Origin of the sequence: Bacillus halotolerans (assembly GCF_001517105.1) — a bacterium.
Taxonomy (GTDB): domain Bacteria; phylum Bacillota; class Bacilli; order Bacillales; family Bacillaceae; genus Bacillus; species Bacillus halotolerans.
The window spans coordinates 454,285-468,578 of sequence record NZ_LPVF01000008.1 but is presented as its reverse complement, the minus strand read 5'-3'; the positions used below and the strand labels follow the sequence as shown (position 1 = coordinate 468,578).

Annotated in this window: 10 protein-coding genes and 3 pseudogenes; 11 read left to right on the top strand and 2 right to left on the bottom strand. The window is 36.1% G+C overall.

What is annotated here, in order from left to right; all coding sequences use genetic code 11:
- Positions 1-34: 34 nt before the first annotated feature.
- The 6 genes and pseudogenes from AU387_RS22285 to AU387_RS04835 all read left to right on the top strand — a co-directional run.
- A pseudogene (locus AU387_RS22285) lies at positions 35-85 on the top strand (hypothetical protein); the annotation flags it as partial.
- Positions 85-219 (top strand): CDP-glycerol glycerophosphotransferase family protein, encoded by a 135-nt coding sequence (locus tag AU387_RS22280; protein ID WP_332455485.1) that lies wholly within the window; start codon positions 85-87, stop codon positions 217-219. The pseudogene AU387_RS22285 and the gene AU387_RS22280, both read left to right, overlap by 1 nt.
- A gap of 141 nt (positions 220-360) precedes the next feature.
- Positions 361-486, top strand: a complete 126-nt coding sequence (locus AU387_RS21905) for a hypothetical protein (RefSeq protein WP_232460823.1) — start codon at positions 361-363, stop codon at positions 484-486.
- 145 nt (positions 487-631) lie between these two features.
- Positions 632-1,968: pseudogene (locus AU387_RS04845) on the top strand (glycosyltransferase family 2 protein).
- 122 nt (positions 1,969-2,090) lie between these two features.
- Positions 2,091-4,793, top strand: coding sequence for a poly(glucosyl N-acetylgalactosamine 1-phosphate) glucosyltransferase (gene ggaB / locus AU387_RS04840; RefSeq protein WP_059335060.1), 2,703 nt, complete (start codon positions 2,091-2,093; stop codon positions 4,791-4,793).
- Positions 4,794-4,980: 187 nt separating this feature from the next.
- On the top strand, positions 4,981-5,910 hold the full coding sequence (locus tag AU387_RS04835) for a transposase (RefSeq protein ID WP_082687835.1): 930 nt from the start codon (positions 4,981-4,983) through the stop codon (positions 5,908-5,910).
- An 81-nt stretch (positions 5,911-5,991) separates the two neighbouring features.
- Here the strand turns inward: AU387_RS04835 and galU are convergent, their stop codons facing one another.
- Positions 5,992-6,870, bottom strand: coding sequence for a UTP--glucose-1-phosphate uridylyltransferase GalU (gene galU, locus AU387_RS04830; protein WP_044159515.1), 879 nt, complete (start codon positions 6,868-6,870; stop codon positions 5,992-5,994).
- Positions 6,871-7,118: 248 nt separating this feature from the next.
- Between galU and wecB the strand changes: the two genes are divergently transcribed.
- Positions 7,119-8,261: a non-hydrolyzing UDP-N-acetylglucosamine 2-epimerase gene (gene wecB, locus AU387_RS04825; protein ID WP_059335058.1), complete on the top strand. Its 1,143-nt coding sequence runs from the start codon at positions 7,119-7,121 to the stop codon at positions 8,259-8,261.
- A gap of 40 nt (positions 8,262-8,301) precedes the next feature.
- Here the strand turns inward: wecB and tagU are convergent, their stop codons facing one another.
- Positions 8,302-9,222 carry a polyisoprenyl-teichoic acid--peptidoglycan teichoic acid transferase TagU gene (gene tagU / locus AU387_RS04820; RefSeq protein WP_059335056.1) on the bottom strand — a complete coding sequence of 307 codons (921 nt, stop codon included), beginning with the start codon at positions 9,220-9,222 and terminating at the stop codon, positions 8,302-8,304.
- 182 nt (positions 9,223-9,404) lie between these two features.
- On the opposite strand from tagU, the gene AU387_RS04815 reads away from it, so the two are divergent.
- The 4 genes and pseudogenes from AU387_RS04815 to AU387_RS04800 all read left to right on the top strand — a co-directional run bounded on the left by AU387_RS04815 (position 9,405) and on the right by AU387_RS04800 (position 14,268).
- Positions 9,405-9,713, top strand: coding sequence for a tudor domain-containing protein (locus tag AU387_RS04815; protein WP_044159504.1), 309 nt, complete (start codon positions 9,405-9,407; stop codon positions 9,711-9,713).
- Positions 9,714-9,736: 23 nt separating this feature from the next.
- A pseudogene (locus AU387_RS04810) lies at positions 9,737-11,853 on the top strand (SpoIID/LytB domain-containing protein).
- Positions 11,854-11,893: 40 nt separating this feature from the next.
- Positions 11,894-13,384 (top strand): N-acetylmuramoyl-L-alanine amidase LytC, encoded by a 1,491-nt coding sequence (gene lytC, locus AU387_RS04805; RefSeq protein ID WP_044159499.1) that lies wholly within the window; start codon positions 11,894-11,896, stop codon positions 13,382-13,384.
- Between the two features lie 227 nt (positions 13,385-13,611).
- Positions 13,612-14,268, top strand: coding sequence for a sugar transferase (locus AU387_RS04800; protein ID WP_024123040.1), 657 nt, complete (start codon positions 13,612-13,614; stop codon positions 14,266-14,268).
- Positions 14,269-14,294: the final 26 nt, after the last annotated feature.

Sequence of the window (14,294 nt, the reverse complement as noted above, 5' to 3'; positions counted from 1 at the left end):
TTTTAAAAGGGCATTTTAATTCAAAAAACAAATTTTGAAAACTGGTTATCCGCGACATGACATTATTTATTCTGTAAATAAAGCATCATTAATCAAAAAGATAAAACAAGAGTTAGGATTGGTGCATATAAAAAAAATATTTTATATGCACCAACTTGGAGGGAGAATGAATTTAAGAAAGTTGGCCAGTATAAATTTAAATTTCAATTTGATTTATAGGAAATGAAGAGGAAACTTGGGACTCTATGATTATTCTTCTAAAAATGCATTATTTCAAAACAATTTAATTTAGGAAAATATAAAGATTTTGTTAAAGATCTCTCTTGATTTACGGATTATTCTTCTATCTTTTTTGATTATATGAATCTAAAAAAACATTGTTTTTTTGTATATGATCTTCCGGCTATTGAGACTCCATCAGAGGTTGTTACTTTAATTTTTCAACAGCGCCAGGAAACTTGGTTTAAACAAGTGAAGAACTTATAAAAACAGTAAAAGAGTTGTTACTTAATTCTTATATAGGTCATAACAATGAGGATTTTTATAATGAATTTTGTAATTTAGAAGGTGGCAAGGCTTCTAAAAGAGTAATTGAAACGATCCTTTAACTTCTAAATAAAGAGGTACTAACATGTTTTCTATCATAATACCAATATATAATTCTGAGTATTATTTAAGGGACTCAATAGAGAGTGTCATTAACCAGTCAATTGGATTTAAAGAAAATATAGAACTGATATTAATAGATGATGGCAGCGTTGACAGCAGTCCTCAAATTTGTGAATTCTTTAAAAATCTATACCCTAATAATATTAAAATCTTGAGAATTGAAAATTCCGGACCTTCTACTGCAAGAAATTGTGGGTTATCAAATGTAAGTGAAAAATCTAAGATCATTGGTTTTCTTGATTCAGACGATGCGTTCTCTCAAAATGCGCTGCAAAGTGTTTATAATTTTTTTGTGATTCCGAAGATGTAAATGTTGCGGTATTACCTGTTTATTACACAGGTGAAAAAGAAGGCGAACATAAATTAAATAATAGATTTGAAAAAGGAACAAGGGTTATAAATATTCTCAACGATTATAAGGCTATTCATTTTTATATTGGCGGCACTTTTTACAGAAGACATATACTAAATAGTACCGCCCTGTTTGATGAATCTATAAAGTTTTGGGAAGACGCTATCTTTTTTAACAAGTTATTGCTGAAAGAAAAAAGATACGGAGCAGTCGCAGAAGGAAAGTATTTTTATAGAAAACGAAAAGAACAGAACTCATTAGTTGATCGTTCATGGTTTAACAAAAAAAGGTACACATATTTGTTGAATGAGTGTTACATGACTTTGTTGATGGATTCAATAAAAAAATATGATATAGTTCTGCCTTATTTGCAATTTTTAATTGTATATCATATGAAACTGTTTTTATATCCAAACTATAGAGATATTTATAAGTCCGTTTTAGATCAACATGAGCAAAAAGTTTTTGTTGATGACTTTATTAAAATTTTAAAATTTATTGATCCGCAATTTATAAAAGAACAAGATATGCCAATGTACTATAAAGAATTTATGTTTCACTTATTAAAAGCAAATATAGAACCTCTTGAAAATATAAAAAAAGAAAGAGTATTACAAAGTTCATGTACTGTTACTTCGACAAAAATAAAAGGGCTTAGACTTGAATTAACAGGGCACTTTATTAACCAGTATTATGAGATGAAAGAAAATGACAGAGTATATATAAAATATTTTAATAGATTAAAAAAATGCAAACGAGAAGAACTTAAAAAAACAATTGAAGTATGGGGATATAAATTAAGAGATTTTAGACATGCTGGCTTTGTTGTTGAGATACCAATTTGGGCCTTTGCATTTGATTTTGTCCTAAAAACACCAAATGATGCTTTAGAACTTAACCATGTAAACATTTTTAAAAGTTTATTTACAAGGATTTTTAAAAAATAGGTAAGGAATGCTTTTCGTAAATTTTACTAAATTAATCATGTTTTTCAAAAATTCTCTTTGTTTTTTACATTTAATTACCCGGATTCTTATTCATATAAACATTTTGTTAGGAGCAATCTTTTATGAACGAAAAGAGTTTTAACTATGATTTCAGTGTTATAATGCCGATTTATAATGTTGAGTTATATCTAACTGATGCTATAGAAAGCGTTATTAACCAGACTATAGGTTTCGAGAATATTCAGTTAATACTTGTGAATGATGATAGCCCAGATAAAAGTGAAGTCATTTGTAAAGAATATGCTCAAAAATATCCAAAAAACATTGTATATGTAAAGAAACAGAATGGCGGAGTGAGCAGTGCTCGAAATTATGGTTTAAAGTATGCTGAAGGAAGATATATTCAATTTTTGGATCCGGATGATTTAGTTTCAGAAGAAACATTCCAAAATGTTTTAACCTTCTTTAACCAACATAAGAATCAAATTGATATTGTAGCAATCCCTATTTTTTTTGAAGAAGGAAGAACTGGAGAACATAATCTAAATAATAAGTTTTCTTCTACGAGAATATTGGATGTAGAAAAAGAACCACATCATATATTAACTCATTGCTGTTCTACATTTATACAAAAAGATGCCTTGAAAAATATCAGGTTTGATGAAAATTGTAAAATAGGTGAAGATGCCAAACTAGTTAACTTAATTATATCGCACAAGAAAAAGTATGGTCTGGTTAAAGAGGCAAAATACCATTATAGAGTTAGAGAAGATGGATCGTCTGCCATGCAGACTGCTAAAGCAAATAAGAATTGGTTTAACCATTCACTTATCACTTTCTCTAAGAATTTAATCGATATCACCCAGAATAATGAACAGAAAATACCTTTGTTTCTTCAATACATGGTTATGCATGATTTGAAGTGGAAATTATTGATTAAGGATATTAGTGAAACACCTTTAGATGAAAATGAATACTGCGAGTTTTTAACATTGATTCGAGAGGTATTATCGTATATTGACGACGATGTCATCATTGATACAAAAAGCGTCAGCCATTTCTATCTATATCATGCTTTAAAAATAAAACACGGTGAAAATTATAGTAGGTATGTATATGAAAGAGAAACTGAACAGGATTATTATTTATACAGAGAAGGACAAATTGTTTCGAAATTATCGGATCAAACACTAACTATTGAGATTTTAGAAGAAAATGAGGATTCTGTTCACATAGAAGGTTTTTGGAGCTCTCTGTTTAATTCTAAAGGTTTTAATTTATATGCTAAAATTGGAGAAACAAAAATAAAAGCAAAGAATATAAAAAGACAGCATAATGATTATATAAGTTTAGGAGAAGTAATAAAAAAATATCCTGGTTTCTCTATAGATATTCCCAAAAGCTATCTAGCAGACAATCAGCATATCGAATTTTTTATAACAAAGGGTAAAAAAAGAAAGATGACAAAACTTCGCTTTTTCAAGTATTCAGGTTTGTCAAATGTTCTATATAATTCTTATGCAGCTAAAAAAGATTATATCTTTTATTATAATTATAAAAAATTAATGTTCGAAAAAAACAATGTTAAAAATAGATTTATAAAAGAGTTTCGTTTCTTAAAATCCCTTCATAAATCAGGTGGGAAATCAAAGAAACGAAAATCAGCTATTAAGAAGGCAATGGTAGCAAGGATGGCACACCATGTTTTTACTATATTTAACAGAAAACCAGTATGGTTATTCATAGACAGACAAGATAAAGCTGATGATAATGCCGAGCACCTCTTTAAATATGCAATCAACAAGAATGATGGGGTAAAAAAATACTTTGTAATAAAAAAAGATAGCAAGGATTATAACAGAATTAAAAAATACGGAAAGGTTATACCATACAGATCTTTTAGACATAAAATTTTAACCTTATCCTCTTCCAAGGTAATATCGACACATGCAGATATATGGGTTGTAAATCCATTTTTCAATATGGAGATTTATTTTAGAGATTTATTTAATTTTGAGTTTGTCTTTTTACAGCATGGAATAACAATGGCAGATCATTCTGAATGGTTAAACAAATACAGTAAGAATATCAAATTATTAGTCACTTCAGCGAAACCTGAATATCGGTCTATTGTGAAAGGAAATTACAATTATAAAAAAGAAAATATCTTTTTGGGTGGATTTCCGAGATACGATAATCTTAAGAAGAGTGAAGGGGAAAAGCAGCTTCTAATAATGCCTACATGGAGAAAAGATATTGTATTACCTAAAGATCAGGCAAAAGGAGTAAGACCGTACAATCCGAAATTTAAAGAAAGTGAATACTTTGCTAGGTATAATGCTTTGATTAATGATGAACGGCTAATCGAATTTGCTAAGAATAATAATTATAAGATAACCTTTTTCCCGCACCCGGACATTCAACAACAGATGGTAGATTTTGAAAAGCACGATTATGTAGAGTTTGCAGATTATAATAGCAGCTATCAAATGTTATTTAATTCTTCTAATATAATGATTACTGATTTTTCATCCGTTGCATTTGATTTTGCATACGAGAAAAAGCCTGTGATCTATTATCAATACGAAAACTCATACCATTTTAAACTTGATTACTATGATTATAAGAAAATGGGCTTTGGTGATGTAATAGAAGATCATAATAGTTTAGTTGATAAAGTTATCTATTATATGAAAAATGATAGTCGTATGGAAGATAAGTATAGAAAAAGAGTAGATAACTTTTTTGCATATACTGATAAAAATAATCGGAATCGTATTTATAATGCTATTTTGCAATTAGACAAAAGTAAAGTTGCTAAATAAGCTTGGTTTTGCTCTATATTGACACTTCAAAATGTTGGGAGAAGTTCTGCGGAACTTCTCTTTACTTTTTAAAAGTGGAAAAACTTAATATTTGTTACAATATTCACCGGTGCTTTCAAATTTCTTTTCAAGACATTTTTGATGAGATCGTTCTTCAGGCCATCAATCATGACATGGTGGGCGGACGTTGTCCTATGCCGATTCCACTCACCTTAAAGTCAATGCCAATAAGCATAAATACACTAGAAAAACGATTGAACAGGATATACAAAACTATATCAAAGATTTAAATGAAGCCATCCAAGAAGGTCGGGAGGAACACGGAAAAAAGCCACTGATGGCCAAAGAGGAGGTTAGAGCTGAAAAAGAGATCCTCCAAAGTACAACTGATCCGGATAGTGGATATCTGTATCGGGAAAACAAACGCATAACGGATATGAAATACAACATGATCACCGATGCCTATGTCACACCTGGAAATGTCCATGATTCTGTGCCTTATCTTGACCGATTAGATCACCAAATCGCACGATTTGGTTTTCAAGTAGAAGCCGTCGCCCTTGATTCCGGATATTTAACGATTCCGATCTGTAAAGGATTATCTGAACGGCAAATCTTTGGTGTGATTGCACATAGACGTTATCACTCTGCCATAGGCTTGTTTCCAAAATTGAAATTTCATTATGACAGTGAACAAGACAGATACATTTGTCCAAATCAAAAAACACTTACATACTCAACAACTGACCGAAAAGGCTACCGGTCATATAAATCAGATCCTGAAACCTGTTCCGGATGCCCATTGCTTGAACAATGCACAAGATCAAAGAATAGCCAGAAGATCCACCCGACATGTATGGGAGGACCACAAATAAAAGGTCAGACAAAATCGTGTGTCTGTTTCAGGAAAAAACCTCTACAAAAAAGAAAAGAAAAAATAGAACGCAGCTTTGCAGATTCAAAACAGCTGCACGGGCTTCGCTATTGCTGGTTGAGGGGAAAACGGAATGTGAGGCGAACAATTTCTCCTCACAGCCACATGCCAGAACATGAAGAAGATTGCCATCTACCTAGCCAAGCAGGACTAGGTAGATGGGGGCTCTATTTCTGTTTTTGAAATCAGCTGAAAATCTAAAGAAACATTACAAAACAAAAAAGCTTGTAGAAAAAACATCGTTCTCTCTACAAGCTTTTTTGTTTAGATTTCTTCTTTGTTTAATAAGTTTTCCATGAATGGAACGAGCTGTCCGCGGAGTTCTTTATCTTGCATCGCAAATTCAAGAGTTGTTGTGATAAAACCAAGCTTTTCACCAACATCATAGCGTTTGCCTTCAAAATCGTAAGCAAACACTCTTTGAATTTCATTCAGCTTTTGAATGGCGTCTGTCAGCTGAATTTCTCCGCCTGCGCCAACCTGCTGCTCCTCTAAGTACATAAAGATCTCAGGCGTAAATACGTAACGTCCTAAGATGGCAAGGTTAGAAGGTGCTGTGCCTTTAGACGGCTTCTCAACAAAGTTTTTCACCTGGTAACGGCGGCCTTCACTTGTCAGCGGATCGATAATACCGTAGCGGTGAGTTTCTTCTTCAGGCACTTGCTGAACACCTATAATAGAAGAAAGTGTTCTTTCATACTCATCCATTAACTGGCGCAATCCTGGTTTTTCCGCCTGAACAATATCGTCTCCAAGCAGAACCGCAAAAGGCTCATCGCCGATAAAGTTACGCGCGCACCACACAGCATGTCCAAGTCCTTTAGGCTCTTTTTGGCGGATGTAGTGGATGTCAGCCAGATTGGAAGATTTTTTCACTTTTTCAAGGAGTTCGATCTTTCCTTTTTCTTCAAGGTTTCTTTCAAGTTCAGGAGAGTAATCAAAATGATCCTCAATCGCACGCTTGCTTTTGCCTGTTACAATAATAATGTCCTCAATACCGGACTCAACAGCTTCTTCAATTATGTATTGAATGGTTGGCTTATCTACGATAGGAAGCATTTCTTTCGGCATTGCTTTCGTAGCCGGAAGAAAACGCGTTCCTAGTCCTGCTGCTGGAATTATCGCTTTACGTACTTTTTTCATTTAAAGGCACCTTCCTTATTAACGAAAATATTTATGGCTAAAACTATTTTCTATTTACCCTGTTCATTGTGTTTTCACACATTTTTATGATATAGGATAAACCAATTTTAAACAAGTTTTATCCTTAAGTTCCCTAGCAATAAAGTTCACTTGACCATGAATAAGTGAATAGGAAATGATTTAAAATGAAACAAATTCATGTAGAATAAGGGGTATGATTTTATTTTTGCAGAAACCAGGTGACAATTATGAAAAAACTAAAAGTCATGACCGTCTTCGGAACCAGGCCGGAAGCGATAAAGATGGCGCCGCTCGTGCTTGAATTAAAAAAATACCCTGAAATAGAGTCCTATGTAACGGTGACTGCCCAGCACAGACAAATGCTGGATCAGGTGCTTGAAGCGTTTCGGATTAAGCCTGATTTCGATTTGAACATTATGAAGGAGCGGCAGACGCTGGCAGAAATTACGTCCAATGCGCTTGTGAAATTGGACGAGCTGTTTAAAGACATCAAGCCTGATATTGTGCTTGTCCACGGTGATACGACGACGACATTTGCCGGAAGCCTTGCCGCGTTTTATCATCAAATTGCTGTCGGGCATGTGGAGGCCGGTCTTCGCACAGGCAATAAATATTCTCCGTTTCCTGAAGAGCTCAACCGCCAAATGACCGGTGCTATTGCTGATTTGCATTTTGCACCGACAGGACAGGCAAGAGACAATTTGTTAAAAGAAAACAAAAAGGCCGATTCTATTTTTGTAACGGGCAATACAGCGATTGACGCGCTTCGCACAACAGTTAGGGAAGGTTATTCACACCCTGTCCTTGACCAGGTTGGTGAGGATAAGATGATTTTGCTGACTGCTCATCGCCGTGAAAACTTAGGCGAGCCGATGGAAAACATGTTTAAGGCCATCCGCAGAATTGTAGAGGAATATAATGATGTACAGGTCGTTTACCCTGTGCACCTTAACCCTGTTGTCCGGGAAGCGGCTCAGAAGCATTTTGGCGACTCGGACAGAGTGCATCTGATTGAGCCTTTAGAAGTGATTGACTTCCATAACTTTGCGGCAAAATCCCATTTCATTTTGACTGATTCCGGCGGAGTGCAGGAAGAAGCGCCATCGCTCGGGAAACCAGTTCTTGTGCTTCGTGATACGACGGAGCGCCCTGAAGGAGTGGAAGCAGGGACGCTTAAACTTGCGGGGACAAATGAGGAGAACATTTATCAGCTTGCAAAAGAGCTCTTAACTGACGCCGATGAGTATCAGAAAATGTCCTATGCTTCAAATCCGTATGGTGATGGACAGGCCTCCCGCCGGATTGTAGAGGAATTGCTGTTTCACTACGGATATCGGAAGGAACATCCGGACTCTTTTACGGGTAAATAAAAAAGAAGCTTTGCACATAGGTGCGAAGCTTCTTTTTGTTTTAGCTTTCTAAGCTTTCTTTCAGTTCATTTGTGATGTCAGCTAGCTCGCTCTCATATGCTTTATAGTAATAGACGTCATTGATTCTTGTGCCTTCGCCTTTCAGTTCGTGCTGCTTGATTTGCTTTCGGGCGCCTTTGTAATCGGACTGGATATCCCACATATTATCAAACGTCAAATTGGTTTTCACATTATTTTCAACGACCTTAAACATATCTCCAAACTTTGTAACGGAAGAAATATTTGCCCCTTTGTTAATGATTCCTTCGATCACTTGGCGCTGACGGTCCTGACGTCCGAAATCTCCTCTTGGATCTTCTTTTCTCATTCGTGTATACGCTAATGCTTCTTTTCCGTTCAGTGTGATTTCTCCTTTACCGAATGAATAACCGTCATAGCTGAACGCAAATGTGCTGTTAACTGTGATGCCGCCGAGAGTATCAACCACGTCTCTAAAGCTTTCCATATTGACTTTTACAAAATAATCGACCGGAACATCGAGGAAGTTTTCAACCGTGTCAACTGTCATTTGTGTACCGCCATATGCGTACGAATGGTTGATTTTATCCATCGTGCCTTTTCCGATAATTTTTGTATACGTATCACGGGGAATACTGACCATATCTGTGGTGTTCGTTTTTGGGTTAACGGTCATATAAATGAGCGTATCGGCGCGTCCTTTATCGCCTGAACGTTCATCCACCCCCATAATTAAAACAGAAAACGGGTCTTTTTTATTGATATTAACCTCTGTATCTCTCTTTTTGGATTTATCAATACTTTCATGAATACTTGCCACGGTTGAAGCGGCTTTATGCCATAAGTAGTATGCGTAACCGCCTGTCCCTAACACAAGGATTCCAATAATGGTTAATATCGTTAGTAATAAGGTTTTTTTCTTTTTTCTGCGTTTACTTCTCATTCTTTGCACCCCATCTGTTCAGTTAATTTGATTATGATTGAAATTTCCAGTAAATACAACTCTTTTTAATAGAAGAAACAAAATCCTATAATAGTCGATTTTTATAAAAAAAGTTTCACTGTTTCTTAATTTTTCTTTAAAATATTAAATAACTGACGATAAAACATAATGAGGTGAAAAAAATGAAAAAATTGATTGGTTTAATGTTCTTTATACTGCTCCTTGCAGGTTGCGGGGCTGATAATCAAAAGAGCCAAGGTGAAGATGTGTCAACAGACAGTAACATCGAAACAGCAGAGGGTGTTTATGTAGGTTTAGCAGATACCCACACAATTGAAGTAACTGTGGATAACGAGCCAGTTGTTCTTGATATTACTGAAGAATCAACAAGTGAGCTTGAAAAATTCAATAATGGCGATAAAGTTACGGTGAAATATGAAGAAAATGGCGAGGGTCAACTTCTATTAAAAGATATTAAACGTACCAACTAAGATATGAGGAGGAACCTGAAATCTTGAATTCTTGCAAACGCTTGATCGTATGTTCACTTGCTGCAATCTTACTATTTATACCATCAGTTACTTTTGCAGCAGACTCAAACATTTCAGTCAAATTGTCAAATTATATTGGTAATAAATCTAGTATCAGTCTATCCCCAACAGGATTTTATAAAGTAACTGGAGATAATGTTGCTGTAACGGATCGTTTTGCAGGGGCATCAAGATACGAAACCGCTACTCTTGCATCCGGCAGTCAGTGGAAAAATCCTAATACAGTTATTTTGGTAAACCGGGATATTTTTATTGATGCATTGCCTGTTATCCCATTAGCAAAAAAACTAGATGCACCAATCTTATTTACTCAGCCTGATACGTTAACAAAAACTACTGAAAGACAAATTGCTAAATTTAACCCGGACAATATTTTAGTCATTGGGGGAGCACGCAGCATTTCAAAAGATGTAGAAAACAAGCTGAAATCATATGGCTCAGTTAAAAGGATAAGCGGAAAAAATAGATATGTATTATCTGAGAATATCGCTAAACAGATGGGCAGCTATGATAAAGCTATCGTTGTAACCGGAAAGGTATTTCAAGATGCGTTAGCCATAGCTCCTTATGCTGCGGCACAGGGATACCCTATTTTGCTTACTGAGAAGGATAAACTTCCGGATTATGATTTGCCAAAACAAGTGATTATAATCGGCAGTTCATTTAGTGTCAGTGACAGTGTAGAAAATGAAATAAAAAAACTTCAACTGTACAGAGGATACCTGGATCAACCAGATATGAACTCACAGCAAATATTATTAAACAATTAAAGTTGAAGGCTGATAAAGTCGTAATGACGAACGGAACAAAGTACGCAGACGTATTAGTAGGTGCTTCGCTTGCTGCGAAGAAAAACAGCCAAATTTTATTTATTAAACAAGATAGTGTTCCAGCGGCAGCTAAAAGCATAACAAAAGAAAAAGCCACATATGCATACGACTTTATTGGAAGCACCAGTTCAATTTCTGCAGAAGTCGAGAATTCACTTGCTGATGAATTTTATTTAGCCGGCGGAAGAAAATATACTCTGAAAATCAACAATGGGAAATTAAATCTCGAAAATATAAAAACATATAGTAACTCTCTGAGGATTAAACCTGAAAAATACTCGACTTCTAACAGAATAAGTCTTAACGGAAATCAGTATCTTGGAACGGTTAATTTCTCTATTGAATCTACTAAATATATCAGACCGGTTAACGAAAATATTCCATTTGAGGATTATTTAAAAGGGGTTATTCCAAATGAAATGCCTGCCAGCTGGTCACTTGAAGCCCTAAAAGCACAGACTGTGGCTGCGAGAACCTACTCCATAACAAAAACGGGAACTACTGTACCTGATACAACAGCTTTTCAAGTTTATGGAGGATATAGTTGGAATTCAAACACCAATAAAGCGGTTGAGCAGACAAAAGGAAAAGTTCTGAAATATAACGGATCTCTTATAACAGCAACTTATTCTTCAAGCAATGGCGGTTATACAGAAGCGAGCAACGAAGTCTGGTCATCAAGTGTACCTTACTTAATTGCGAAGAAAGATTCTAAGGATCCTCAAATAGGCTGGACGCTTACACTCTCAAAACAACAGCTTGACACGAATTCGCTTGACTTAAATAAGCCATCTTCTTGGTGGTCTTCAGCAACTGAAACTGATGCTGCGAGGTTATCCGGAGTTAAAAATTGGATCTTGAAAAATAAAGAAACAGGAGCATCTTCTGTAAAAATTGCGAGTATAGAAGATTTGAGCTTTAGCGGTACAACACAGGGGCAACGTGCAAAAACAGCATCTATGAAAGTTAAGTATTTTGTTAAAAGCAGTACTGGCTCCTACAATCTAAGTAAAATTACAACCATCACTGTTCCGACAACTCAGCTAAGAACAATGATTGGTGCAACTGGTTTTAAAAGTACTTATGTGACTGTAAAAAAAGACAATTCAAAGTACACAATCAGCGGCAAAGGTTACGGTCACGGCATCGGAATGAGTCAATATGGAGCTAAGGCAAGAGCAGAAGCAGGAGATTCATATAGTTCAATTTTGAAATTTTACTATCCTGGGACAACTCTGACAAGTTATTAATTATTTTAAGGTGCTAAGGCCATTTAAGGAGGAAAAGTAATTGCGTTCTTATATAAAAGTCCTAACAATGTGTTTTCTGGGACTCATTCTTTTTGTACCAACAGCATTGGCCGATAATTCGGTTAAAAGAGTCGGAGGAAGTAATAGGTACGGGACTGCAGTTCAAATATCAAAGCAGATGTACTCAACAGCGAGTACAGCGGTTATTGTTGGCGGAAGTTCATACGCAGATGCCATTTCAGCGGCACCTCTTGCTTATCAGAAGAATGCACCGCTGCTTTACACAAATGCTGATAAGCTCTCTTCTGAGACGAAAACAAGGCTAAAAGAAATGCGAACAAAAAATGTGATTATTGTAGGTGGTACACCAGCTGTTTCCTCTAATACTGCCAATCAGATCAAAAGCTTAGGCATCAGTATTAAACGAATTGCTGGAAGTAATCGCTATGATACAGCTGCACGGGTCGCAAGAGCAATGAACGCAACCTCAAAAGCTGTCATTTTAAATGGGTTTTTATATGCTGATGCTCCAGGGATCATCCCTTATGCAGCTAAAAATGGGTATCCTATTCTGTTTACAAACAAAACCTCTATAAATAGTGCGACAACAGCAGTGATGAAAGATAAGAGAATTACAAGTACTGTGGTTGCAGGAGGTACCGGAAGTATTAATAATACGGTGTATAACAAGTTGCCTTCTCCTACAAGAATTAGCGGTTCAAACAGGTACGAGCTTGCTGCTAATATTGTACAAAAACTAAACCTGTCAACGAGCACAGTATATGTAAGTAATGGTTTTAGCTATCCAGATTCAATCGCAGGAGCCACTCTGGCAGCAAAGAACAAGCAATCTCTTATTTTGACTAATGGTGAAAATTTATCTGGCGGCGCACGAAAAATTATCGGCAGCAAAAACATGTCAAACTTTACGATTATCGGAAATACTCCAGCTATAAGCACTAAAGTAGCTAATCAGCTAAAGAATCCTGTTGTAGGTGAAACAATTTTTATTGATCCAGGCCATGGAGATCAAGACTCGGGAGCAGTAGGAAATGGACTGCTTGAGAAAGAGGTAAACCTTGATATAGCGAAAAGAGTCAATACGAAGCTAAATGCTTCTGGTGCTCTTCCGGTAATGTCGAGATCTAATGATACGTTTTATTCTTTACAGGAAAGAGTAAGTAAGGCAGCCTCTGCCCAAGCTGATTTGTTCATCAGTATTCATGCGAATGCCAATGATAGCTCATCTCCAAATGGCAGTGAAACCTATTATGACACAACATATCAGGCAGCAAAAAGCAAACGATTAGCAGATCAAATTCAGCCGAAACTTGCAGCTAATCTCGGGACAAGAGACCGTGGAGTCAAGCAAGCAGGATTCTATGTTATCAAATATTCTAAAATGCCAAGCGTTTTAGTTGAGACTGCTTTCATCACAAATGCAGCCGACGCAAGTAAACTGAAACAAGCAGTTTATAAAGATAAAGCTGCCCAAGCTATTCATGATGGTACAGTTTCATATTATAGATAAAAATGAAGAGACAAATCTAAATAACAGATTTGTCTCTTTTTTTATCGTTTACATGATTAAAACAAGGGCTTGTACATAAAATGATAAAGAACATTAATATAATTTATCAGAAAAAACACGTAATTCACACTTCTTAACAATCCATTTACAACCAATTAACATCCGTCTGCTAAACTGACTGGCATAGGTCATCATAACATCCCAAACAAATCGTGAGGTGTGTGTCAGTGGGTGCAGAAAAAAGCATGAATGTGAGTCGCGAATTCTCAGTGCAGCAAGCATCATTTGCATTATCTGAAAAAACGGCTCGTTATTTGGCAGTAAAGCGCGTGATGGATATTTGGTTTGCGCTGATTGGATTGGTGGTTGCGCTGCCAATGATTGCGGTATTTTCAATATTGATTTGTTTGGAGACGCCGGGGCCTGCCATCTATACGCAGGAGCGTGTAGGAAAAGGCGGGAAACCTTTTAAGCTTTATAAGCTTCGTTCCATGAAAATAGATGCCGAGAAGTCTGGGGCGGTTTGGGCGCAGAAGCAGGATCCGCGGGTGACACGAATTGGAGCATTTATCAGAAGAACGCGAATTGACGAGCTTCCTCAGCTGTTTAATGTGCTGAAAGGCGATATGAGCATGATTGGACCTCGCCCGGAACGTCCAGTGTTTACGGAAAAGTTCCAGAATGAGATTCCGGGGTTTACACAGCGTCTGGCTGTCAAACCGGGATTGAGCGGCTGGGCGCAGGTGAACGGCGGTTATGACATGACGCCGAAGGAAAAGCTTATATTTGATTTATATTACATTCGCAATCTGACTTTCATGTTGGAATTAAAAATTATGTTAAAAACTTGTAAAGTAGTCTTGACAGGTGATGGTGCAAGATAAACATCTGCATTCGCCATCAAACTGAG